The organism is Stenotrophomonas sp. LGBM10, assembly GCF_046736075.1.
Classification (GTDB): Bacteria; Pseudomonadota; Gammaproteobacteria; order Xanthomonadales; family Xanthomonadaceae; genus Stenotrophomonas.
Genome location: NZ_CP177163.1, coordinates 683,257 through 705,345, shown reverse-complemented (window position 1 = coordinate 705,345; position 22,089 = coordinate 683,257). Strand labels below are relative to the sequence as shown.

At 62.4% G+C, this 22,089-nt stretch carries 18 protein-coding genes and 1 pseudogene; 15 read left to right on the top strand and 4 right to left on the bottom strand.

Features of this window, described 5'->3' with window-relative positions; translation table 11 throughout:
• Window positions 1-137 precede the first annotated feature (137 nt).
• From cydD to ACLB90_RS02840, 7 genes are all read left to right on the top strand, one after another.
• Window positions 138-1,865, top strand: coding sequence for a thiol reductant ABC exporter subunit CydD (gene cydD / locus ACLB90_RS02870; RefSeq protein ID WP_411851537.1), 1,728 nt, complete (start codon window positions 138-140; stop codon window positions 1,863-1,865).
• A complete protein-coding gene (cydC, locus tag ACLB90_RS02865) occupies window positions 1,862-3,532 on the top strand; it encodes a thiol reductant ABC exporter subunit CydC (protein ID WP_411851536.1) in 1,671 nt (556 codons plus the stop codon). Before cydD ends, cydC begins: the two co-directional genes overlap by 4 nt.
• A 240-nt stretch (window positions 3,533-3,772) precedes the next feature.
• On the top strand, window positions 3,773-8,458 hold the full coding sequence (locus ACLB90_RS02860; protein ID WP_411851535.1) for an RHS repeat domain-containing protein: 4,686 nt from the start codon (window positions 3,773-3,775) through the stop codon (window positions 8,456-8,458).
• A gap of 1 nt (window position 8,459) precedes the next feature.
• Complete coding sequence (locus tag ACLB90_RS02855) at window positions 8,460-9,002, top strand: hypothetical protein (RefSeq protein WP_411851534.1); 543 nt, start codon at window positions 8,460-8,462, stop codon at window positions 9,000-9,002.
• Between the two features lie 1,022 nt (window positions 9,003-10,024).
• On the top strand, window positions 10,025-10,513 hold the full coding sequence (locus ACLB90_RS02850; protein ID WP_411851533.1) for a DUF2247 family protein: 489 nt from the start codon (window positions 10,025-10,027) through the stop codon (window positions 10,511-10,513).
• A gap of 92 nt (window positions 10,514-10,605) precedes the next feature.
• Window positions 10,606-11,553, top strand: coding sequence for an RHS repeat domain-containing protein (locus ACLB90_RS02845; RefSeq protein ID WP_411851532.1), 948 nt, complete (start codon window positions 10,606-10,608; stop codon window positions 11,551-11,553).
• Between the two features lie 7 nt (window positions 11,554-11,560).
• On the top strand, window positions 11,561-11,956 hold the full coding sequence (locus tag ACLB90_RS02840; protein ID WP_411851531.1) for a hypothetical protein: 396 nt from the start codon (window positions 11,561-11,563) through the stop codon (window positions 11,954-11,956).
• 59 nt (window positions 11,957-12,015) lie between these two features.
• Here the strand turns inward: ACLB90_RS02840 and ACLB90_RS02835 are convergent, their stop codons facing one another.
• A complete protein-coding gene (locus ACLB90_RS02835; RefSeq protein ID WP_411851530.1) occupies window positions 12,016-12,330 on the bottom strand; it encodes a helix-turn-helix transcriptional regulator in 315 nt (104 codons plus the stop codon).
• A 455-nt stretch (window positions 12,331-12,785) separates the two neighbouring features.
• Here ACLB90_RS02835 and ACLB90_RS02830 point away from each other — a divergent pair, with 455 nt between their 5' ends.
• The 5 genes and pseudogenes from ACLB90_RS02830 to ACLB90_RS02810 all read left to right on the top strand — a co-directional run bounded on the left by ACLB90_RS02830 (window position 12,786) and on the right by ACLB90_RS02810 (window position 17,266).
• Window positions 12,786-14,360 (top strand): hypothetical protein, encoded by a 1,575-nt coding sequence (locus ACLB90_RS02830; protein ID WP_411851529.1) that lies wholly within the window; start codon window positions 12,786-12,788, stop codon window positions 14,358-14,360.
• Between the two features lie 25 nt (window positions 14,361-14,385).
• Window positions 14,386-15,354 carry a site-specific tyrosine recombinase XerC gene (gene xerC / locus ACLB90_RS02825; protein WP_411851528.1) on the top strand — a complete coding sequence of 323 codons (969 nt, stop codon included), beginning with the start codon at window positions 14,386-14,388 and terminating at the stop codon, window positions 15,352-15,354.
• A gap of 294 nt (window positions 15,355-15,648) precedes the next feature.
• Entirely contained in the window at window positions 15,649-15,882 is a 234-nt protein-coding gene (locus tag ACLB90_RS02820) for a hypothetical protein (RefSeq protein ID WP_411851527.1), read from the top strand.
• Between the two features lie 282 nt (window positions 15,883-16,164).
• Window positions 16,165-16,791 (top strand): annotated as a pseudogene (locus tag ACLB90_RS02815) (hypothetical protein); the annotation flags it as partial.
• A 136-nt stretch (window positions 16,792-16,927) separates the two neighbouring features.
• Window positions 16,928-17,266: a hypothetical protein gene (locus ACLB90_RS02810; RefSeq protein WP_411851526.1), complete on the top strand. Its 339-nt coding sequence runs from the start codon at window positions 16,928-16,930 to the stop codon at window positions 17,264-17,266.
• A gap of 138 nt (window positions 17,267-17,404) precedes the next feature.
• On the opposite strand, the gene ACLB90_RS02805 is transcribed toward ACLB90_RS02810, so the two are convergent.
• Together ACLB90_RS02805 and ACLB90_RS02800 are read right to left on the bottom strand one after the other, a co-directional pair.
• Window positions 17,405-17,644, bottom strand: coding sequence for a hypothetical protein (locus ACLB90_RS02805; protein WP_411851525.1), 240 nt, complete (start codon window positions 17,642-17,644; stop codon window positions 17,405-17,407).
• Between the two features lie 338 nt (window positions 17,645-17,982).
• Complete coding sequence (locus tag ACLB90_RS02800) at window positions 17,983-18,387, bottom strand: hypothetical protein (RefSeq protein ID WP_411851524.1); 405 nt, start codon at window positions 18,385-18,387, stop codon at window positions 17,983-17,985.
• A 287-nt stretch (window positions 18,388-18,674) separates the two neighbouring features.
• On the opposite strand from ACLB90_RS02800, the gene ACLB90_RS02795 reads away from it, so the two are divergent.
• The gene (locus tag ACLB90_RS02795; protein WP_017355080.1) at window positions 18,675-18,944 is read left to right on the top strand and encodes a membrane protein; all 270 of its coding nucleotides are present in this window, start codon (window positions 18,675-18,677) and stop codon (window positions 18,942-18,944) included.
• Between the two features lie 154 nt (window positions 18,945-19,098).
• Window positions 19,099-19,779 (top strand): hypothetical protein, encoded by a 681-nt coding sequence (locus tag ACLB90_RS02790; RefSeq protein ID WP_411851523.1) that lies wholly within the window; start codon window positions 19,099-19,101, stop codon window positions 19,777-19,779.
• Between the two features lie 40 nt (window positions 19,780-19,819).
• Here the strand turns inward: ACLB90_RS02790 and ACLB90_RS02785 are convergent, their stop codons facing one another.
• Window positions 19,820-21,529: a hypothetical protein gene (locus ACLB90_RS02785; protein WP_411851522.1), complete on the bottom strand. Its 1,710-nt coding sequence runs from the start codon at window positions 21,527-21,529 to the stop codon at window positions 19,820-19,822.
• Window positions 21,530-21,706: 177 nt separating this feature from the next.
• Between ACLB90_RS02785 and ACLB90_RS02780 the strand changes: the two genes are divergently transcribed.
• Window positions 21,707-22,030, top strand: a complete 324-nt coding sequence (locus ACLB90_RS02780) for a hypothetical protein (RefSeq protein WP_411851521.1) — start codon at window positions 21,707-21,709, stop codon at window positions 22,028-22,030.
• Window positions 22,031-22,089: the final 59 nt, after the last annotated feature.

The window sequence follows — 22,089 nt, the reverse complement described above, 5'->3', positions numbered from 1 at the left end:
ATTTAGATCAATGTACAAACGAGTTCGCGAAGGAATCGTATGCACCCTGGCCGAGCCTGCGACCGCTTGCCGCACGAGCGTCGTGCCAGCACCCTCTACAATCGACGGAACCTCCTTGTGGCCGCCAGTGAACTGTTTTGAGCATACCCCCTGACGCCACCGTTGTTGAGACCGCCGCCCTGCGCCGGCAGCGCCTGCGCTGGCTGGGCGGGCTGGGCGTGGCCGCGCGCCGCCAGCAGCGGCTGGCCTCCCTGTGCATCTGCCTGTCCGGGGCGCTGCTGATCGGCCAGGCCGCCGCCATCGCCTGGCTGATCCAGGCCGTGCTGGTCGACCACCGGCCGCTGGCCGAGGCCACCCCGGTCCTGCTTGGGCTGCTGGGGCTGCTGGCGGTACGGGCCGCGCTCGGCACCGCCACCCAGGCGGCCGCCGGCGATGTGGCCGACGCGGCGCGCCTGGCACTGCGCGAGCGGGTCTACCGGCGGCTGCTCGGGCGCGGCCCGTTGTGGCTGCGGCAGCAGCGCACCGGCGAGATGGGCGAGCTGATGCTGGCCCATGCCGATGCCATCGAGAGTTACTACGCCGGCTATCAGCCGGTCCGCATCGAAGTGGTGGTGGTACCGCTGCTGATCGCCCTGGCCGTGGCCTGGGCCGACTGGGTGGTGGCGCTGATCCTGGTGTTCACCGCGCCGCTGGTGCCGTTCTTCATGATGCTGGTGGGGTGGGGCGCCGAAGCCGCCGGCCGCGCGCAGCTGGGCGAGCTGGCACGGATGAGTGGCCACTTCGCCGACCGCATCAAGGGCCTGGGCCTGCTGCGCCTGTATGGCCGCGGCGAGGCCGAGCTTGCCGGGGTCGAGGCCGCCGCCGAAGGCGTGCGCGAACGCACCATGAAGGTCCTGCGCATCGCCTTCCTGTCCTCCACCGTGCTGGAGTTCTTCGCGTCGGTCAGCGTGGCGATGGTCGCGCTGTATCTCGGCCTGAGTTATCTGGGCCTGATGTCGCTGCATGCGCAGGTGCCCACGTTGGGCATCGGCGTGTTCTGCCTGCTGCTGGCGCCGGAGTTCTACGCGCCGCTGCGGCGGCTGGCCGCGCACTACCACGACCGCGCCAACGCACTGGCCGCGGCCGCCGAGGTGGAGCGCCTGCTCGGCGAGCTGCCGGAGGACGTCACGGCCGACGCGCCGGCCGCCACCGCGCGCACGCCGGAGCTGCTGGAAGCGCACGCGCCGCCGGTGGTGGTGCGCGACCTCAGCCTGCGCCCGCTGGGCGCCCAGCACGACGTGGTGCAGCACCTGTCGTTCCACATCGAGGCGGGCCAGCGCGTGGCCCTGGTCGGGCCCAGTGGCAGCGGCAAGAGCACCCTGCTCGAAGCGCTGGCGGGCTGGCTGCCGCCGCAGTCGGGCAGCATCGTGCTGCGGCCGGGCCTGGAAATCGGCTACGCCGGCCAGCGCCCGTACCTGTTCCACGGCAGCATCGCCGACAACCTGCGCCTGGCCGACCCCGGCGCCACCGATGCGCACCTGCGTGCGGTCGCCGAGGCCGCGCAGGTGATGCGCTTCGCCGCCGCCCTGCCGCAGGGCCTGGACACCGTGATCGGCGAGCGTGGCTTTGGCCTGTCCGGTGGCGAGGCACGGCGTATCGGCCTGGCCCGCCTGCTGCTGCGCGACCCGCAGCTGCTGCTGCTCGATGAGCCCACCGCGTTCCTCGATCCGGAGACCGAGGCCGACCTGCTGCGCACCCTGGCCGCGTTCGCGCGCGGTCGCAGCGTGGTCATCGCCACCCACAGCGAGGCCGCCATGCGCTGGGCCGACACGCGGCTGACCCTGACCGCCGGTGGCGCCCGGCACGCCTCGGAGTTGCCGGCATGAGCGCGCCCCGCATCGACACCCTGCGCGGCGTGTTCGCCCGCCACCGTGCCCGCCTGCTGCTCACCGTCCTGCTGCTGTGGACCACGATGCTGGCCGGCACGGCACTGCTGGGGCTGTCCGGTGGTTTCCTCACCGCCGCCGCGCTGGCCGGTGCCGCCGGGCTGGGCAGTGGCTTCAACTTCTTCTCGCCCTCGGCCGGCATCCGCGGCCTGACGATGGCGCGCATCGTCTCGCGCTACTTTGAAAAGCTGGTCGGCCACGACGTCACCCTGCGCATCGCACGCGACCTGCGCGTGTGGTTCTTCCGCCGCGCGCTGCCGCTGGCGCCGGCGCGTCTGGCCGGCATCCGCACCGGTGAGCTGCTGGCGCGGCTGATGTCGGACATCGGCGAAGTCGACGGCCTGCTGGTGCGCGCGATCGGGCCACTGCTCGCACTCGGCGGCATCTCGCTGGTGGGCGTGCTCTCGGCCGGCATCATCTACCCGCCGGCGGCCGCACTGCTCGCGGTGCTGACGCTGCTGGTCGGCATCGGCGTGCCGTGGCTGACCGTGCGTGGCGCCGCCGGGCAGGAGCGCGATCGTGCGCTGCACCGGGCCCAGCTGCGCACCCAGGCGTTTGAAGGCCTGGAAGGCGCGGCCGACCTGACCGCCCTGCAGGCGCGCGAGCACTGGAACCTGCGCGTGCTGGTCGCCGCCAAGCAGCTGCGCTCCCGCGACCGCCGCCGCCGCTGGCGCCTGCTCAGTGGCACCGCGCTGCACGGCCTGTGCGCGGCCGGCGGCCTGGTGGCCATGCTGTGGCTGGCCTTGCACGGCTTCGAGACCGGCGCCATCGACGCCGCATTCGCGGCCGCGCTGGTGTTTCTCACGGTGGCGCTGCTCGAACTCTGGGCCGGCATCGGCCTGGCCTGGCAGTCCTGGCTGTCCGGCCGCGTGGCAGCGGTGCGTCTGGACGCCATCGTCGACCAGCCGCCGGGCGTGGACGAGCCGGCCGACCCGGTCGCGATTCCGCTTGAGCCGGCCACCCTGGCATTCGAGCGCGTCAGCTTCCGTTGGCCGGGCCAGTCGCGCGCACTGCTCGACGAAGTGCAGCTGCAGCTTCGCCCCGGCGAGCGCATCGCCATCCGCGGCGACAGCGGCAGCGGCAAGACCACCCTGTCGTCACTGCTGCTGCGGCTGTGGGATCCGGATGGCGGCTACGTGCGCTATGGCGGCATCGACATCCGCCACGTCGCGCAGGATCAATGGCACCGCCAGATCGCCTGGCTGCCGCAGAACGCACCGGTGTTCGCCGGCACCGTCGCCGACAATCTGCGCCTGGGCGACCCCGAGGCCAGCGACGCGCGGCTGTGGCAGGTGCTGGCAGACGTGCGCCTGCAGACGTGGGCCGAGCAGCTGGGTGGATTGTCCGCCTGGGTCGGCGAGAACGGGGCCACGATGTCGGCCGGCCAGGCGCGCCGTCTGGCACTGGCCCGCGCGCTGCTGCGCGAGGCGCCGATTCTGCTGCTGGACGAGCCCACGGAAGGCCTGGACGTGGATACCGCGCAGGCACTGCTGCACGACATGGTGGCCGCGCTGGGGCAGCGCAGCCTGTTGATGATCACCCACGACGAACTGCCGGAGGGGATCGTGCACCGGAGTTATCGGTTGCGTGAGGGTGGGTTGGGGTAGGGCGGAAGGTTTGCTGACCTGGCGATGGGCTGCGGGCGAGTGGAAAGGTCGAGAGCGTGAAGTGGTCTTCATAGGTCGCTGGCCTGCGCCCGTTGGCTGGAATGTGCAGACGGCAGCTGTGAAGAGCGTTGCGCTCCACTGTATGCGTATCAGGAGTGTCGCTCGGCCTATTCACTAAGTTGACGCTGGCGTGAAGGAAACGTAGATTTCGCACTCAATCGATTGAGTGGAATATCAGGGATGAGACGTCAACTGGGAGTAGTGCTGGCAGGAGTGCTTCTCCTGTTGGGAACAATGCCGCTTGATGCCTTCGGGCAAGCCTCTTATGGGTCGGAGGAACGCGCCATCGAGCGCGTGAAGTCCGCTATGGAGATGCGGGCTGTCAAGGTGGACGGCGCATTCGGAGAGACTTGGGCGCCCTACAACGGCGCCGTAGCGTTTGATGTTGTCGATGTATCACTGCCCGGCAACAGTGAATTGCCGGTGGAGTTTCGCCGGAGCATGCCTATCCGTGAACGTCGCTTCTGGCATCCGAACGAAGCCAGGATGATGGATGAGTTCGGCGGAATGGACGACTGGAACGTCGATCTGCCGATGATCTATGGCATGTTCTCCCAGAGTCTCGGGTGGCAGACGGCCGACGCCAATCCCTATGCGCGCTGCAGTGCACCTCTGGCGCCGAAAAGCAGCTCTACCTTTCACAAGGCATCTGACTTCTGGAAAGGGTACCAACTAAGAATTCCAGGGGACTCCACCAAAACCCTGCTGGACATTCGCGCGACGACAGGCCTGGTTCGCCCTGAAACCGGCCGTGCTTACTCCTTGGGGACAAAAGACTTCTGGATGGTGTCCTGTCTTCCCGCCACGAAGAACGGTTATCCCGGTGAGGGCTTCCTTGTTGAATCCCCCAGTGGCCTGCGCTATTACATGGACTGGGTCATCACGAAGGCGGCGAGCGGGTCTACAACCTATACCGCAGGTCGCTCGGCCGCAGTTACCCAAAGCCACCCCATGGCACGCTCGCTGGTCTACTTCACCACTAGCCGCATCGAGGATCGCTTCGGCAACTACGTCAACTTCAACTATGACGGCGCAAGGCTCACTCGGATTGAATCCAACGACGGTCGCTGGATCAATGTAGGTTACTCAGGCAACCGGGTCGCGACAGTAGATTCCGCACTGGGGAGATGGACCTACGGATACAGCGCGAGTGGAATGCTGTCCAAAGTTAGTTTGCCTGATGGCAGTGCGTGGAGCTATCAAGGGGCCGGGGCGCTGGAGTCGATTACCGAGAGCTTCGAGTATTCCGATGCGGGTCCCCCCACGTGTGCGAACGTGCCCTACATACATGGACTGGACTACGCTTATACGGTAAGAAATCCAGCAGGTGCCACTGCGAAGTTCGATTTCAGTTTTGTTGGGCTGTCGCGCAGCAACGTCCCAAAGATGTGCAATAAGCCTTCCTACGTACTCGAGTACTGGGTCATACCCCCGACCGAGTATTCGTACGCGTTGATCAAGAAGACCGTGGAGGGCGCTGGTCTGGGGTCGCTTGTGTGGCAGTACGGATATGCGTCTGGGAGCCAAGTCTGGGAAGAGCAATGCGCGTCACTGCCGACGGCGTGTGCACTGCCTCGCGTCACAAACGTTGTGCATCCCGACGGCCGTCAAGAGGTGTATGAACACGGCAACATGTACAACGTCAACGACGGGCTGCTGCTTAAACAGCGGTGGAGCAATGCCAATGGCACTGTCCGTGAGTTGAGTAACGAGTATCAACTTGATGCAACTGGCCAGGCTTTCCCAGAGAAGATCGGGTCAAGCCGAATTGCGTACACCAGCCTCGCTTCTATCGAGCGGCTTCAGCCGCTGAAGAAGAAGGTCATTGCCGAGAGCGGCGATCAGTATGCTCGAGAGATCCTTGCGTTCGATGCCTTGGCACGTCCGCTGACGACCCGGGTAAGCAGTCCTTGGTACGCCAGGGTTGATACGTTGCAGTTCGCAGATTCGCTTGGTCTCTGGGTATTGGGCCAGATTGCGCGTTCCACAAACGACGAAACGGGTTTGGTGGAGGCAAGCGCGGTCTATGACAGCCGTGCACTGCCGGCCGCGCAGTGGTCTTTCGGAAATCTGCAGCAGGAGTTCACTTACCATCCGGATGGCAATGTAGCCAGTGTCAAGGATGCCAACGGCAACGTCACCAAGCTCGAGCAGTGGATGCGAGGCATTCCACGTTGGATACGGTTCGCAGATGGCACAATGAAGACGTTCGCCGTCAATGACGCGGGTTGGATCACAGCGGCGTCGGACGAGAACGGATACATTACGCAGTACGACTACGACGCGATGGGGCGCGTGAAGCGGATCGACTACCCGGCAGATGACGCTGTCGCGTGGAACAGCACCACTCAGGCCTTTGAGTTCATGCAGGTCAATGAATTTGGCGTTCCTCCAGGCCACTGGCGGCAGACCGTAGCGACCGGAAATGCAAGAAAAGTCACCTACTTCGATGCCTTGCTGCGGCCTGTATTGAGCCAGGAATATGATGCGGCCGACCAGGTGGGTACCCAGCGGCTGCAGATGTTCACCCATGATGCTGATGGTCGCCAGACCTTCTCGTCCTACCCGGTCAGTGATTTCCCAGTGCCGTGGAAAGGCACTTGGAGCAGCTACGACGCGGTTGGACGTCCTACTTCCGTCGCACAGGACAGTGAACTCGGGCTACTGGTAAGCACGACGCAGTATCTGTCCGGCGGCCAGGTCGTCAGCACCAATCCGCGCGGGCAATCGACGGTAGGTACGTTCCAGTCCCTGTCTGAACCGTCCTATGACAGGCCGATGGCGATCCGATCGCCGGAAGGCGTTGTTACTGAGTTCCATCGTGATGTGTTTGGAAAGCCCTTGACCATCACCCGTCGTAGTTCCGACGGTGGTCAAGCAGTCTCGCGACAGTATGTGTATTCGACGAATCAGCGACTCTGCAAAACAGTGGAGCCGGAAACCGGTACCACGCTGATGGATTATGACGCCGCCGGCAACCTCGTCTGGTCTGTGGCCGGGCTTGATTACCCGAATCTGGCGGTTTGCAACAGCGAGGCCATCGTCGCCAGCGGTCGCGCTGCATGGCGTGGGTACGACGTGCGCAACCGACCCGTACACCTTCGATTCCCTGACAACAACGGCAATACCGACTGGGTCTACACGCCCGACGGTCTGCCATCTCTCCTCACGGTGTGGAACGATGAAGGAACGACTTCGGCGTTCAGCTACTACACCTACAACAAACGGCGCCTCCTGAGCGTCGAGACGTCTGGCCAGATGGGATGGTACGAGTGGCCCATCGCGTACAGCTACAACGCCAATGGTCACCTGGCAGGCCAGGTCTGGCCCAGCGGACTGACAGTGGACTACGCACCTGATGCGTTGGGCCAGGCCACGCGCGTGGGTGCTTTCGCCAGCGGTGTGCGCTACTACGCCAACGGTGGCATCAAGCAGTTCACTTATGGCAACGGCATCGTGCATTCGATGCAGCAGAATGAGCGCCAATTGCCGGCGCGCACCACTGACAGCGGTGTGCTCGATTTCGACACCCGCTTCGACCCGAATGGCAACGTCAGCGACATCTTCGACCTTGCGCTGGGTCCGTTCTACAACCGGCACATGTCCTACGACGGACTTGATCGCTTGGTTGCGGCGGGCTCAAACAACTTCGGTGGAGATTATTGGCATCGCTTTACCTACGATGCGCTCGACAATCTGAAGAGCTGGACGCTGCCGGGTGTGAAGGATCACCATTACTGGTACGACGCCCGCAACCAGCTCACCAATGTACGCGACGGGGCAGGCAATACCGTCATTGGGCTCACCTACGACGTCCAGGGCAACCTTCGGGCCAAGAATGGCGTCACCCACAACTTCGATCTGGGGAACCGGCTGCGCGGAGTGGTTGGTAGCGAAACCTATCGCTATGACGCGTTGGGGCGTCGCATTCTTGCCTACTCGCCCACGGCGGGGAACGTGCTTTCCCACTACGCCCAAGATGGTCGCCTGGTATTCCAGAGCGATGGGCGCAAAGGCGTCGGCCGGGAGTTCGTGCATCTCGCAGGAAGCCTGATCGCGCAGCGTGAGTACAACGCTGCAGGCGCAACGATCTCGTATCTGCACACTGACGCACTGGGAAGCCCGGTGGCAAGTACCAATCAGGCGGGTGCTGTCGTCGAGCGGACGCACTACGAGCCTTATGGCGCGCCGATCGGGAAGGTGGTGGACGGGCCGGGGTATACCGGGCACATCATGGACGGGGCTACCGGGCTGAGCTACATGCAGCAGCGGTACTACGATCCGCAGTTAGGGGTGTTCCTGAGTGTTGATCCGGTCACTGCCTACAGCAACGGCGATGCGCGGTATTTCAACCGGTATTGGTACGGGGCCGGGAATCCCTACAAGTTCCTTGATCCGGACGGTCGAGAGATCGTCTACGCCGGAACGAAACAGGAAAAGAAAGAAAGTAAAAGCCTGGTTCGCGATATAAGGAGGAGCGGGCCTCTAGGGAGGGCGTTTATCAGCGACTTGAGAGAGAGTCAGCAGGAGATTTTGGTATCGCAAGGAGCGTCTGTGACATTGGCGGACGGAACTATGGTGCTGTTGAGCAATACGGACGGGGGCGTTACTATTCCCGCGAGCGAAAGCGTGAGTGGAAAGATTGAGGTTGTTTTTGATAAGAATAACCTTGCTGATTACCCCGCTACTGATGGGACTTCGGCCACTGAGACTCCTGCAGGATTGGTGTTGCATGAGCTTGGTCACGGCACGTTGCTCATGAGAGAGGATGCTTCGCATGCTACACCTGGGCCAGCCGCAGAGTCGGCAGTCAGAGTCCTCACCAATCCCATCCGAGAAGAGATGGAGCTAGCGCCGGAGAAGTGAGATGAGTAGGTTGGCATTTACGGAGTTGGCTATTCTGTTTTTTGCGATTTGCGCACCGGCTTGTGTTCCGCAAGCCTTCGGAGCAGAAGGGTATGCTGGATCGGCAGAAGTCTCGACGGCGGAAACTCCTGTTGTCAACGTAAGCCTGCGCGCCAGCGTCGGCGATTCTCCTGCCAAGGTGGTTGTGGAGGTCTCCAACTTCTCCGGATCCACGCTGTGGTTTCCGCTTCAAGTGGCGCCGACCTATAGGGCTAACAGACAATCACGTGTTCTGGAAATCTGGTTTGGTTATTTCGAAGAAGTCTACGCACGGCTGACAGGCCACTATATGTTGCCTGCTATGCATCCTGTGCAGCCGGGAGAGAAGTTCGTATTTGAACTCGCTTCGCCTTCGTTGATAGAGGGTGTTCTAGAGGCCAAGAAGATAAGGGTTAAAGCCCGAGTTGCCACGATGGCGCTCAAAAGTAGTCGAATTCGAAATGAGCAGCCTCTTGATGACTACATCAGTAATTCGATCGTATTCGACTCCGAAGGATCAGATTGACGAAGTGGCATGGTCGATCCTCAGGATCCCAACTAGCTGTTTGCAGCCAACGGGGTCAGGTTCACTTCTTGATCGCCCATGAAGTACAGGGCCCGCATCTGCGGGCCTCGTCGTTGTTGGGGATGTGATCGCAGCGGTGATCGCCCGGCCTGCGCGAGCAGCGAGTCGAGGACTTCACTGACGACGCGCTGCCGCGCCCTGGGCAACGGAGCAGATTGCCTACGCGCTCAAGCAGGTCGAGCTTGGGATCGCGTCGGTGACGTGTGCCGCAAGATGGGCATCGGCACTTCTTGATCGTGTACGAGTGGTCGGTGTTACATCCTCAACGCTTGCCTGCGCTTTCATAGTGAGCCACACCCTGTTCCACAAAGCGCTGCACTTCCTGCAGCAGAGCCGGGTCCAGAGGATCGAAGCTGAAGCAGGGCAGTTCAATCGGCATCGGTATGCGAACGGAAATCCGTACACGTTCACGTATTCGGATGGGCGACAAGCATCAGAGCGCTTTGTCGAGCAGCATCGCACGCACATGGAGGCCGGTAACGGTGCTGTGTATGAGCCAGTGCGACCAGTTGCAATTGCCGTCACGGCGGCAATGGCAGCTCCTGTTCTTGTGGAGGTGGGCATGGCTGCCATGGCTAGTCCGGGAGCTGTGTCAGCCGCTACAAGCATTGCTGCAGATATCGCAGGCGTTACAGGCGTAGGTGGAGCAGGCGTGGCAGTGTCAAGAGCTTTGAGCGCTGAAGGGAGGGCGCTTGTGAACTCTCGACCGGTGGGAAAGCGCACTTGAGGCTGATGCGGGGCACAATTCAGCAAGCTTCATGCGCGATACCGCGGCGGAAAAGGGGTGGCCACACTCCGCTGACCGGAAATGACGGTGTTGTCAGAACGCTGACCCAGATGCCAGGGGAGCTCAATGGAAAAGCCGGTCGATGTGAGTACATCGTTGAGAAGTCAGGCGATTTGACACATCAACGATTTGCGGAAGGTGGCAGTATGAATGGAATGCCGAACAAGAAGTGACTATGACCATGAGAAGCTATGAGTGGATTCGGACTTCCGGGTCATGGACTCTGGCCGAGTTGGCGTGGGGTTTGGATCGAAATCTGATTGATCTTGATGCTCTGAAGCAATGCGAACTGGAGCAGGCTGCGTTTGAAGGGCGGTTGGACCTGGCGGGCCTGGTACGTCACTTGGCGAGAATTGCCCCTGAAGAGAGAGGAGCGGAGGCTCTACGACTCACCGTTCAGGACGGAGATATGGATCACGACAGCATTTCATGGAAGTGGCTTATCGCAGTTCTCACGGATCTCTATGCCAACCGCAATGAAGTTGATGATCCGCTCGGCGAGGTTGAGCGGATATATGCGGATTTTTACTATCCGGAGCGCATGGAGAGCTTCGTCAGATACATGCCCGCCACTGATGGATACGCTCCCGCTGAGCACTCCCTTGATCAAAATGTTGAACGTCTCTTCGAAAACTGGAAGAGATTCCTGGACTCCGCGGGCTGAAAAGGAACTATGACGCGTCGGGGCGTCGCATTCTTGCCTACTCGCCCGCGGCGGGGAACGAGCTTTCCCACTACGCGCAAGATGGTCGCCTGGTGTTCCAGAGCGATGGGCGCAAGGGTGTCGGCCGGGAGTTCGTGCATGTCGCAGGGAGCCTGATAGCGCAGCGTGAGTACAACGCTGCAGGCGCAACGATTTCGTATCTGCACACTGACGCGCTGGGAAGCCCGGTATCAAGTACGAACCAGGCGGGTGTGGTGGTCGAGCGGACGCACTACGAGCCTTATGGTGCGCCGATCGGCAAGGTGGTGGACGGGCCGGGGTATGCCGGGCATATGATGGACGGGTTTACTGGGTTAAGCTGCATGCAGCAGCGCTACTACGATCCGGTGCTGGGGGTGTTCCTCAGCGTTGATCCGGTGACGGCGTATAGCAGTCCGATCACGCAGTTCCATAGGTACCGGTACGCAAACAACAACCCTTACAAGTTTGTCGATCCGGATGGGAACAAGGGCAAGGTGGCTTGGCTTGTTGAACTCGGAACGAACCAGATGTGTAAATTGGCTCGCTTGACTCAGGAACAAGCGGTTCAAGCTAGAAGGGCTGAGCAGAATGTCGTAGCCGATCGCAGGCAGGTTGCCAGCCAAATTGAAACAGCAGCGCATGGTAGAGATGGTCAGCTAAAGCATGCTGGTCATGAGCTAAAAGATGGTGGAAAGGGATTGCCGCATTATCAGACGGATGGGGCCAAAGGCCACTCTTTCTGGGGTAAGTTGAGTGTCGGGATACTCGCGGCAGCGGCGGGGCTTGATCAGGTTGCAGAAGCCGCAGACGTGTTTGATCCCTCCGTCTCACTGACCTCTGGTTCTGGTGATTTGGTGAATCATGAAAGAACCTGGTTTGGGGCCTACAAGCAGATTGATCCGAATGGTCCAAATTTCTACGAAGCAGATCGCATGAGAGCTGATGGATTCCAAGGCGTTTTTCGTGTCGAGGGTAGGCTTGATTCGAAGCGTCTTGACGAAGAGTTGAAAGGAAAATAGGCGCGCAATGGTTTCTTATCAGGTGATGGTGGAAGGAGTCTTCATTCGTTCTCCGGTGCTTGATAAGAGACTGGGGGGCTTTCAGACGACGTTCTTCCTTCGTGCCAACAATGCATCCAATGCGGCGCATCGAGTGCGCGAGTTGTTAGTAGCTCGTATGAGTCGCCATGATGTTAGTGACGAAGAAAATGGCGTGTTAAAGAGTTACTTTTGGGTGCACGACATATGGGAGGTCACTGAAGAGCGGCTTCTTCAAGCGAAACTGAAGGATGCCGGCTTTACCTTCTTTTTCATTCGCTGGTATGAAAAGCCCTTCTTGGCGTTGAGGCGTGTCTACTTCGATAAATTCAGGCCGTGGCTGCTAGTTCCGTTGCCTAGTGGAAATTTTGGATCTACTTCCTAACCTTAGAAAAACACAAGGCCCGCAATGCGGGCCTTGTCGTTGCTGCAGTTGAGGGAGACTTAACGCCCTGCCTGTGCCAACAGCGAGTCGAGCACTTCGCTCACCATCTTCTGCTTGGCCTTCGGTAGCTGACTGATCCGCTCCAACTGCTGTTGCAGCTTCGGTGCCGGCCCGCGCTTGCCGGCCGGTCGCCGCCCCGGCACTCCGATCAGTTCCTCCACTGTCACTGCCAGTCCGGTCGCCAGCGCCGCCAGCAACGACACCGGCACGCGCCTGCGCCCGATCTCGAACGAGGCGATCTGCTGCTGGCTCACGCCGATCAGCTCGCCCAACTGCGCCTGCGTCAGCCCCTGGTCGTGGCGCAGTTCGGCCATGCGTGCGCCTAGCTCGCGGAAGAAGGCTTTCTCGTCTGGTGTCATGGCAGCGCTGTGTCGTGCTTCTACGGTGCCCATACGCTAACCCCAGTTTGACGGTTCGGCGTCGATGATACGTTGATATGGCGTAATCGTTTGAGCTGAATATTCCCATCTTTCGGGTGCTTCCCGGTGTCGGCGTCACCGGGTTCCGCTGCGGATGCGGCGCTGTCGATGCCGTTGTCGGGTGCCCTCCCTGTCAGCGGTTCTGTGGAAATTGCCGGCGAGGACGATGTGCGCTTCAATCGCGGCCCGCGCGCCTATCGCGTGCGCGGCCTGTCGCGGAACCTCTCCGCCGAGACCTTGAAGATCACCCTGCGGGTGTCGTCCGGCGAACGGCTGCATCTGGATACGCTCGATCTGACCTGGCCCGCGCCCGTGCGTCGTTCGCCAAGGCGGCCGCGCTGGAACTGGGCGTGGCCGAGTCGGTCATCGCCGGCGACCTGTCGGCATTGGTGCTGGCCCTGGAACCGCTACAGGAGCAGGCCATCCGTGGCGCACTGGCTCCGGATGTCTCCGCCGATGCGCCGCTGTTGACCGAGGACGAGGAAGCGGCTGGGCTGGCCCTGCTGCGCGATCCCACCTTGCCTGATCGCATCGTGGCGGACGTGGAAGCCGTCGGCGTAGTGGGCGAGAACGTCAATGCCTTGGTCGGCTATTTGGCGATGACCTCGCGCTTGCTGGACAAGCCGCTGGCCGTGCTGATCCAGTCCACGTCCGCCGCAGGCAAATCGACACTCATGGATGCGCTGCTGTCGCTGATGCCCGAGCGCCAGCGTGTCCACTACTCGGCCATGACCGGACAATCGCTGTTCTATCTCGGTGAGGGCGACCTGCGGCACAAGATTCTTGCCATTGCCGAAGAGGAAGGGGTCAGGCAGGCCGCCTATGCCTTGAAGCTGTTGCAGTCGCAGGGCGAGTTGACCATCGCCTCGGCCGGCAAAGACCCGGCCACCGGCAAGCTGGTCACTGCCGACTACCGAGTGGAAGGCCCGGTGATGCTGTGCCTGACCACCACGGCCATCGACATCGACGAGGAATTGCTCAACCGCTGCCTCGTGCTAACGATCAATGAGACGTCGGAGCAGACGGCAGCGATCCAGCAGCGCCAGCGGCAGGCGCGCACGTTGGCGGGGTTGCAGTCGAAGGTGCGCGGCGACCACGTGCTGGCCGCCCACCGGGCCGCACAGACCCTGTTGCGACCGCTGGCGGTGGTGAATCCCTATGCCGAGTCCCTGACCTTCGCCTCGGATCGCGTACGGCTGCGCCGCGATCATGTGAAGTACCTGGCCCTGATCGACGCCATCGCCCTGCTGCACCAGTACCAGCGACCCGTGCGGACGCTGGAGGTCGAGGGGCAGGCGGTCGAGTATGTCGAAGTCACCCGCGAGGATATCGTGCTGGCGAACCGGCTTGCGCACGCGGTGTTGGGGCGGTCGTTAGACGAGCTGCCGCCGCAGACCCGGCGTGTGCTGTCGGCGCTCGATGGCTGGGTGGTCGAGCGGGCCGGGGTGCAGGGCATCGAGCGGGCAGAGGTGCGCTTCACCCGCCGCGACGTGCGCGGGCCGCTGGGGCTGTCGGACACGCAGCTGCGTGTCCACCTGGATCGGCTGGTGCAACTGGACTACGTGGCCGTCCACGGCGGCAGGCCGGGCCAGCGCTTCGCGTACAGTCTGCTGTTCGACGGCGATACGGACAGCGACGCCCCGCAGTTGATGGGGCTGGGTGTGTCGGAGGGGGAGCAATCCGAACCCGTCACCGGCAAAACCTCGCGGGGCAAATCGACAACCTCGCGGGGTGCGACCCCCAACCTCGCGGGGGCTGCACTGCCCGGTCGCGGTGGGGATGCGGCCCATGCGCGGGGCGGCAAAACGGCCAAGAAATCCAAGCCGGACAAGGCGTTGCGGTCCACGGCCGAGGAAAGGGTCTCGAATGCACGTCCACGGGCCGGCAAGGCTGCGCACCTGAACGGCCACGCGGCGGGCCGCTGACGTGGCCGGCCCGCGTACCGAACGCTTGAACCTGCTGCTCGCTCCCTCGCCCCCGGACAGCCTGTCGGCGTGGATACGGCGCTATCTGGAGGCCCTGCGCGTCCAGCACCGCAGCCAGGCCGACCAGCGCACTCGGCGCAGCCGGCTGGCCCTGTTCCATAGCTGGTGCGTCGAACGCGGCATAGAGCGCCCTCTGGATGTCACGCATCGCCACGTCGAGCAATTCCAGGGCTACCTGTTCCGGTATCGCAAGGCCAACGGCCAGCCAATGGCGTTGAACGGCCAGATCGTGGCGCTCTATACGCTGGAGATGTTCTTCCGCTGGCTGGTGCGGCAAGGCGTGATGCAGTCCAATCCTGCTGCCGATCTGGAATTGCCCAAGCGCACGAACGATCTGCGCGAGCCGCTGACACTGGAGGAAGTCGAAGCTGTCTTGGCCTTACCCGACATCGCCGATCCCCGCGGCCTGCGGGATCGGGCCGTTCTCGAACTGTTCTATGCCACTGGCATTCGCAGGGCCGAACTGGTAGGGCTGCACATGAGCGATGTGGAGCCCTTGCACGGCACGCTGCACGTGCGGCTCGGCAAGGGCCGCAAAGATCGCTTCGTGCCGCTGGGCGAACGGGCACTGGCGTGGATACAGAAGTACCAGCGCGAAGCCAGGCCGCTATTGCTCAAGCAGTCGGAGGAAAAGCACCTGTTCCTCAACTGCGGCGGTCAGCCGTTATCCAATGACGCACTGTCATGGCGGGTGCGCCACTACTTCCAGCAGGCTGGCATCACTAAGCGCGGCGCGTGTCACCTGTTCCGGCACACGATGGCCACCGCCATGCTCGACAACGGGGCCGACATTCGGCACGTGCAGGAGATGCTGGGGCACACCCAGATCAGCACCACCCAGCGCTATACGCATGTCTCCATTGCCCGCCTGAAAGCGGTTCACGCGGCCACCCATCCGGCGGCGCGGCTGCTGCGGGAGCCAGGCGAGGAGTAAGCGGCTATTCCAATCCGGATGCCTTGGGTATGTCAGTCTCTCGACTGATGTATGGATGACGCATTCCTTCGATTCGCCTGGTACTAGAGCGGTAATAACTCAACCTGTGAGATTTCAAGGGGTTAGGTTGTGCTTCTAGTACCTGTCTAGTACCGCTCCAAGGCGGTCAAGGCGAAAACATCAGCAAAGTCAGCCACTTGCACACCCGGCAGGGTGCGTATGGTGTATGGGCTTCGCGGGGGTTAAGGACGTGGCGGAAAATCGGGCCCGCTTTGGGGTGTTCAATTCGCTGCAATGCAGAAGGTCAATTCTTCACTCAATACAGGAGTCAACGTGGACAGATTGCCGAAGCCGGCGACGCTGGAGGAAATGAAAGAGCGTATCCAGGACTTGGAAAGCGTATTTGCCGCCGATGGCTGGGAAGGCGTACAGCGGCCGGATGCGGAACGGCAGGCGCTGTATCGATTTGCCATTGGTGAGGTATCGATTCTGGAAATTCGAGAGCCGAGAGAATCGCGTGCGGTTTAACCGAAGTCGGAAGCTGTCCACGCGTTGTCCACAACCGGCGCGCGGCGCCGTCCCGGCGTGTATGGGGATGGTCTATCCATCCCCTGCGCCGGGTGTGTTGTGGGCAACGGGTGGGCAGCGTTCTTGACGCAATAGCGATGGTGGCCGAAAGTCGCTTCAAGGGCTTCGGCGATAACGGTAGGGGGTGCATCAAGGCGAGTTGACGACGCTAGGCCGCATGCCCTCTAGGGTTGATCGCAGCAACAGGCGGAACCCTCGTCGGGTCAGAGTGTTCAGCGCTACTACGATCCAGGCATTGGGGCGATGCTGAGTGTCGATCCGGTGACTGCTTATCAGAAACCGATCACAAACTTCTGCCGATATTGCTACGCGCGGAACAATCCGTATAAGTTCGTTGATCCCGATGGCCGTGATGTGGAAGTGGCGTTGCGCTCCTTTATGATCGGCAAAGCCCCCATTCAAGGGGACTATAGCCATCAGTATGTTTATCTTCGCGACACAGACTCTGGTGCTGAAATGATTTCTCGAGCTGGCCCCAGTGCGGCGTACCCAGGAGGGGTTAGTGCGGTCGTATCACGTTCGCCGGTTCAGGATGCGGGCGGTCAGGGCAACGTTACATTGGTTACTGCGCTTGGGCCTGCTGCGGAAAGCACTGATGCTGATCCAAGTACTGGCAGGCCCTTGGGCTCAACCGTTGAAGGGTCTCAGGTCACGATACCGGGCAACATCGAGCAAGCAGCTGCGAAGCTGCAGACCTTTAACAACAAGGTGGATGGGGCAAAGATCGATTACAAGCCACTGTCCACGAACTCAAATGCTTATGCTGGTACAGCGTATACAGAGTTGACTGGCAAGCCTGCTCCAAGCTCAAGTGATCTGCCTGGGTCTGATGTCAGCTTAAAGAAGTAACTGGAACCCTGATGACGTAGTTAGTAGTGGAGTATTTGTGAAATCAATTGTCTTCCGATGCCTGTATTCGATGACCTTAGTCCTTTTGAATTCGGCTGGCTGCACTGCCGGTGACGTCACGATGGAGGAAACATCCGTGAGCGAAGAGGCAGGCATTGTGGCAGGGTATTCTGAGCCAACCTTTACAGAGCATTTCAATGTGAAGCTCCACTTGCCCGTGCCAGAGGCGGAGTTTCGATTGTTGTTGGAGGGAAATGGCATTGACTTCCGGGTCATTGATTCGTCAAACAAGAATGAGATCCTGCCATTGCCGAGGCACCGAAAAGACGTTGATTCCACTGCGTTCCAGAAGATGTATGAAATCTATGGTGGCGTTGATGCGCATCGACGCATAGGTAAGCAGTTTCGCGCGTACGTGGATTCAAATGGCATGGTTGTTTACATAGAAAATGCATTCTCTTACACGGGAACATGAGCATGGTTCATCGTGGAACCGTGTGGTTCGATGAACGGGCTTGATGTTGCGATCAAAGGAGACGGAGGCATTAAGCCCACGCCATGAAGCACAAGGCCCGCAGTGCGGGCCTTGTCATGGTTGGCATTGTGATCGTGCTCAGCGTCCGGCCTGTGCGAGCAACGAGTCCAGCACCTCGCTCACCATCTTCTGCTTGGCCTTTGGCAGCTGACTGATCCGCTCCAACTGCTGTTGCAGCTTTGGTGCCGGCCCGCGCTTGCCCGCAGGACGCAGCCCCGGCGCTCCGATCAGCTCCTCCACCGTCACCGCCAGCCCGGTCGCCGGCGCCGCCAGCAGCGATACCGGGACGCGCCTGCGTCCGATCTCGAACGAACCCATATCGTTCTACCGATCCGGACGGGCGACAAAGTGCCGGTAATAGTGAGCCTTTCCACGAAGACTACAGGCCGGCGCTACCGCAGTTGGCCTCTGGTGTTGGCCGATGCCTGATACACGCGCATTTGCATAGGCCGGGCGCGCCGAGGGTGTCGGACAGATCGTCTACGTCACCGAGTAGCGAGCCGTGTCGCTCGGCATAGAGGGCACGGGTGCATTGATGCGTATGCAGCTGCTCACGTATCACCCTGCGGAGAATGCTCGACGATGGGGCACAAGGCCTGCATTACGGGCCTTGTCGCTCAGAGACGGTCGCGCCCAAACGCGAATGGTCCAGTCCCTCAGAGCTTGCCGGCGTTCTCGTAGCGCGCCACACCCTGTTCCACAAGGTGCTGCAGTTCCTGCAGCAGGGCCGGGTCCAGAGCATCGAAGTTGAAGCAGGACTTTCCCTGCATGCGCTTCTTCAGCGCGGGGCTGATATCACTCAGCAGCTCGGGGAAATCGTAGACCGGCATGAAGTGAACGACATGCTTGCGGCCAGAGACCTTCACCGCCCCAAAGAACTGCGCCTTGCCCTTGGCGTCGAGGTGTTGGCAGTTTGCGTAGAAGTGGCCGTCTTCATCGTGCACGACGTCAAGCCTGCTCCGGTAGGGAATCATAAGACTCCGCAGCGCAGCGAACAGGGTGGGCTGCGTCTCCGCTGCGGTGCTGTTCGTACTGGCGGCGGATTGGCGTGGCGTCTTCATGAGGTCTGCCCGGAAGGAAGCACGATGGCGGAAGGGTGCGGCGTCCTTGCGGTTTCAGGCTAGCACGCGGGTATTGGACGATGGTCGGCTCTGGTAGGCAAGCGCCGGGCCACGCTGACGACAGGGCAGGTATGGCGATCGGTGCTGAAGAAAAAACGCCGTGTGAGCATGCGTTTTACGACCTCTTCACGCCGTCTCCACGTCTTCCAACCAGAACTGAAAGCCTCTCGTGGCGCCAACAAAAAGGCAGCTATATTCCAGTCTCCCCAGACAAAGGAGGGACTGCAATGACCATGACCAAGCATCACCTGACGCTCGCCCGTACGCTCGGCGTGGCGATCATCGCCACCGTCGGCCTTGGCGGCTGCGCCACCTATAAAGACGAATTCGCCTCGATCAACTCACGCCTCGACCAGCTTGATGTGAAGGTGCAGGGCGCTGCCCAGAGCGCCGAGTCCGCCAACCAGTCCGCGCAGCAGGCCAACCAACGTCTGGATCAGATCGAAGGCCGCGTCCAGCAGCTCGAAAAGGCGCCCCGTCGCCAGCCACGCGGCTGATCGCGCCTGCACACCTGGTGTGCAGGGTATGAAGTGGAACCGGTGGCCGTTGTTGGCCACTGGTTTCGTTTAAGCCCATCGTTCCATCCGAAGGAATCGTCCCATCGTTATGTACTCACACGCAGCACGACGTGCCGTCTCTGGTGCGCTCGCCGTGGCGCTGGCTTTTGCAGGTGCCGGCGTTGCCAGCGCCAAGGATGCCGCCCCGCAACCGGTCGCCGCCGTCGATGAACTGCCGAAAGGCCAGGACGTCTCCGACACCGTGATCGAGCTCGCGGGGTGGATTGTCGCCACCAAGGACAGCCAGGGCTATCCGTTCGCCATCATGGACAAGGCCGCAGCACAGATCCTGGTGTTCGATGGTGAGGGCCGGCTGCGCGGCGCGGCGCCGGGGCTGTTCGGCTCGGCGACCGGGGACCATACCGCCCCCGGTGTCGCCGGGCTGGCGCTGCGCGAAATTCCGGGTCGGGACCGCACTACGCCGGCAGGCCGCTTCGTAGGCGGTTACGGCCCGTCGATCGACGCCGGCCGCGTCCTGTGGGTGGATTACGAGTCCGCCGTCTCCATCCATCCCACCGCGACCGGCGTCCCGGCCGAGAAGCGGGTGGAGCGCCTTGCGTCCGCCTCGCCGGACGACAACCGCGTCACGCATGGCTGCATCAACGTCTCGCCCGGGTTCTACGAGCAGATCATCAGCACCACGTTCCAGCGCGGCGGGGTGTTCTACATCCTCCCGGATGCCGACCCGATCGAGAAGACGTTCCCCGCGTTCGCGAAGAGTCGCGCGGCATCGCAGGACGAAGACGGAAAGCGCACGCGCTCCGCTCGCAGGTAAACAGACGCGTCACCACTGAAGCAGGCGGGGTGGGTGAGGGTTACTTGCGATCTCCAGGACATGCGTCGGGTTGGCAGGCCAGCGCCTCCCACACCCGGCCGCGCCGCTGTGCCGGGGTTGTCACCGCTTCGACCGCTCCCGCACCAAGGCGATCCTGCAACTGCTGCAGATACAGGCTGCGCGGGATCACCACCTGTGACGGGTGCTCCACGATGCCGGCGGTCTCTTCGGGCTGGAACTTGCCCGGTACGGCATCCCCGATCTCTCCCACGCTCCAGTTCATCGCATGCGGCGGCGCCTGCAGCACGTAGTGCGCGCTGCCCGTGTTCCAGAACATCTGCTGCGCGCCGGCCCAGCCGTGGCCGGACCCGCTGCGACGCCGGTTCTGTGCCCGAAGCTGAGTGTCGCGGGTGTTGTCGTACAACGTGCCGGTGGCCCAGCGATGGTGCGGGCCGCTGTCGTTGGTGCCGTCCACGGCCAGGCAGTCCAGGAAAACGTTTGGCCCGGGGGTGAGCGCGCCGGTGACGACGCTGTGCCGGGCGTGCTCGGCATAACAGCGCTGGGTCAGGTTGAACGACGCGCTGCCTTCGTAGTTGTACGCGTAGCGGCGCATGCCCTCGGTCTGCCCATAGCGCGGGTCCAGATAAGCCAGATCCTGGAACGTGTTGAAGTGGGCGCCGTCGTGCGCGGTGATGCCGTGTGAGACATAGCGCAGCGTGACATTGCGCACCCATGAATCACGCACACCGTTGAAACGGATGGCCGTGTACGGTCCATTATCGGGCGTACCTGCAGCCGTGCCGGTGTCGGGGTTGCCTTCCAGACGCAGGTCCTCGATGCCGACCTCGCCGATGCGCTGCACAGCGACGCGGTACACCGTACCGCCGCCGAAGCGGCGCTCGATCGCATCCACCACCGGTGCGTCCAGCACCAGCGCGTCGCGATCCACGGCGGCCACCACGCGCGCGTAGTCCATCGCGAAGCCGTCGGGCGTCCAGCCATAGCGGGCGGTATCGATTCCGTCGGCACCCAGCCAGGCGGCATTGGGCGTGCGACGCAGAATGAGGGTGTCGCCCACGCGATACTCGGCGGTGGAGGCCAGCGGCACCCGCATTGCCCCCACCGGCACGAACGCGGCGCTGATGGTGGACGACGGCAGGCCGGCAGTGTCCACCAGCCGGGAGGGCTCGCGGTTGCCCACCTCGATGATCCGACCCTGCCGGCCGGTGTAGGTCGAACGGATGATCGTGCCGTTGCTGCCGCGCCCTTCACCGCGCAGCACAACGCCGCCGCTGCGGATGACCAGCCCGTTCGAGACGGTGTAGCGCCCGCGCGTGAGCAGGACGACGCCGCGCATGCCGTGCGCATCGGGCGTGCGCGCACTCACCGTGTCGATGGCCTGCTGGATGCGCGCGTGGTCGTCGCCGCCAGCGGAGGGAGCAAGCACCACGCGGACGGGGAGCGAGGCGGGCGCAGGCAGCGCTACGCCACCGCCGCGGTAGCCGGCGCGCGAGAAGTCCGGAACGATATGCCGGGCCTGCGTGCCGCCGCGCTCGCGGTACATGCCGTAGCGCAATCGGCCATTGCTGCCTGGTGCGACCAGCGGCGCGTCTGCGGCCGTATCGATTGGATGGGTGAAGAACGCGGCGGAGCCGGGCCCATCCGCGGCGTGCAGCACCGTGGGCGCGCACGCAGCGAAGGCGATCAAGGCAAGCGCGGCGATTCTGCGGGACGGCGGCAACGGGCGCATTCGGGTGGTTTCATCCGTGAACGGGCAGGTGCTGATGGTAGCAATGCACTGCGGGGTGCCGGCGGGCATCGCAGGACCGATAGTGCGTCGGCTTGCCAGCGGGGCCCGGCAGCCCCAGGATCGAACCTGTCGTTTCCACTCTGACGCAGGAGGAGGCCTGTCAGGCCCTTAACCCATATGGAAAGTGCTGATCGCATAACGCTTGATGATCTGTCAGATGTTCGCAAGGCCGTAGCGGTCATGCGCTCACGATCAATTCTTGCAGCCGCTGCGGGTGGACCCATCTTCAGTGCGCTTCTGGCCACGGCGTGGCTTTGGCTGCATCCGGGCGGGGTATCCGTGGCTGTCGTTCTAGCCGTTGTGAGCTATCTGCTGTTCGGCCTGCCGCTCCTCGTGCGCTGGATTCTGCACTGGCGCAGAATCCATCAGCGCCTCACGGACGTCGAGGTGCGGGTCAACGCAGGTGAAACGGTGTACGGGTCGGAGGTGCGGTTCCGCTAGCCCCGTGCCCGAATCGAGCCTGGCGCCGACCCCGGCGCTTGGGCCCGCTCATCCCCCCG

Excerpts from the sequence above, each read along its gene's own strand:
- cydC (WP_411851536.1), top strand. The coding sequence starts at position 1,862 with ATGAGCGCGCCCCGCATCGACACCCTGCGCGGCGTGTTCGCCCGCCAC.
- ACLB90_RS02860 (WP_411851535.1), top strand. The coding sequence starts at position 3,773 with ATGAGACGTCAACTGGGAGTAGTGCTGGCAGGAGTGCTTCTCCTGTTG.
- ACLB90_RS02855 (WP_411851534.1), top strand. The coding sequence starts at position 8,460 with ATGAGTAGGTTGGCATTTACGGAGTTGGCTATTCTGTTTTTTGCGATT.
- ACLB90_RS02850 (WP_411851533.1), top strand. The coding sequence starts at position 10,025 with ATGACCATGAGAAGCTATGAGTGGATTCGGACTTCCGGGTCATGGACT.
- ACLB90_RS02840 (WP_411851531.1), top strand. The coding sequence starts at position 11,561 with ATGGTTTCTTATCAGGTGATGGTGGAAGGAGTCTTCATTCGTTCTCCG.
- ACLB90_RS02835 (WP_411851530.1), bottom strand. The coding sequence starts at position 12,330 with ATGGCCGAACTGCGCCACGACCAGGGGCTGACGCAGGCGCAGTTGGGC.
- ACLB90_RS02820 (WP_411851527.1), top strand. The coding sequence starts at position 15,649 with ATGCAGAAGGTCAATTCTTCACTCAATACAGGAGTCAACGTGGACAGA.
- ACLB90_RS02805 (WP_411851525.1), bottom strand. The coding sequence starts at position 17,644 with ATGGGTTCGTTCGAGATCGGACGCAGGCGCGTCCCGGTATCGCTGCTG.
- ACLB90_RS02800 (WP_411851524.1), bottom strand. The coding sequence starts at position 18,387 with ATGAAGACGCCACGCCAATCCGCCGCCAGTACGAACAGCACCGCAGCG.
- ACLB90_RS02795 (WP_017355080.1), top strand. The coding sequence starts at position 18,675 with ATGACCATGACCAAGCATCACCTGACGCTCGCCCGTACGCTCGGCGTG.
- ACLB90_RS02785 (WP_411851522.1), bottom strand. The coding sequence starts at position 21,529 with ATGCGCCCGTTGCCGCCGTCCCGCAGAATCGCCGCGCTTGCCTTGATC.
- ACLB90_RS02780 (WP_411851521.1), top strand. The coding sequence starts at position 21,707 with ATGGAAAGTGCTGATCGCATAACGCTTGATGATCTGTCAGATGTTCGC.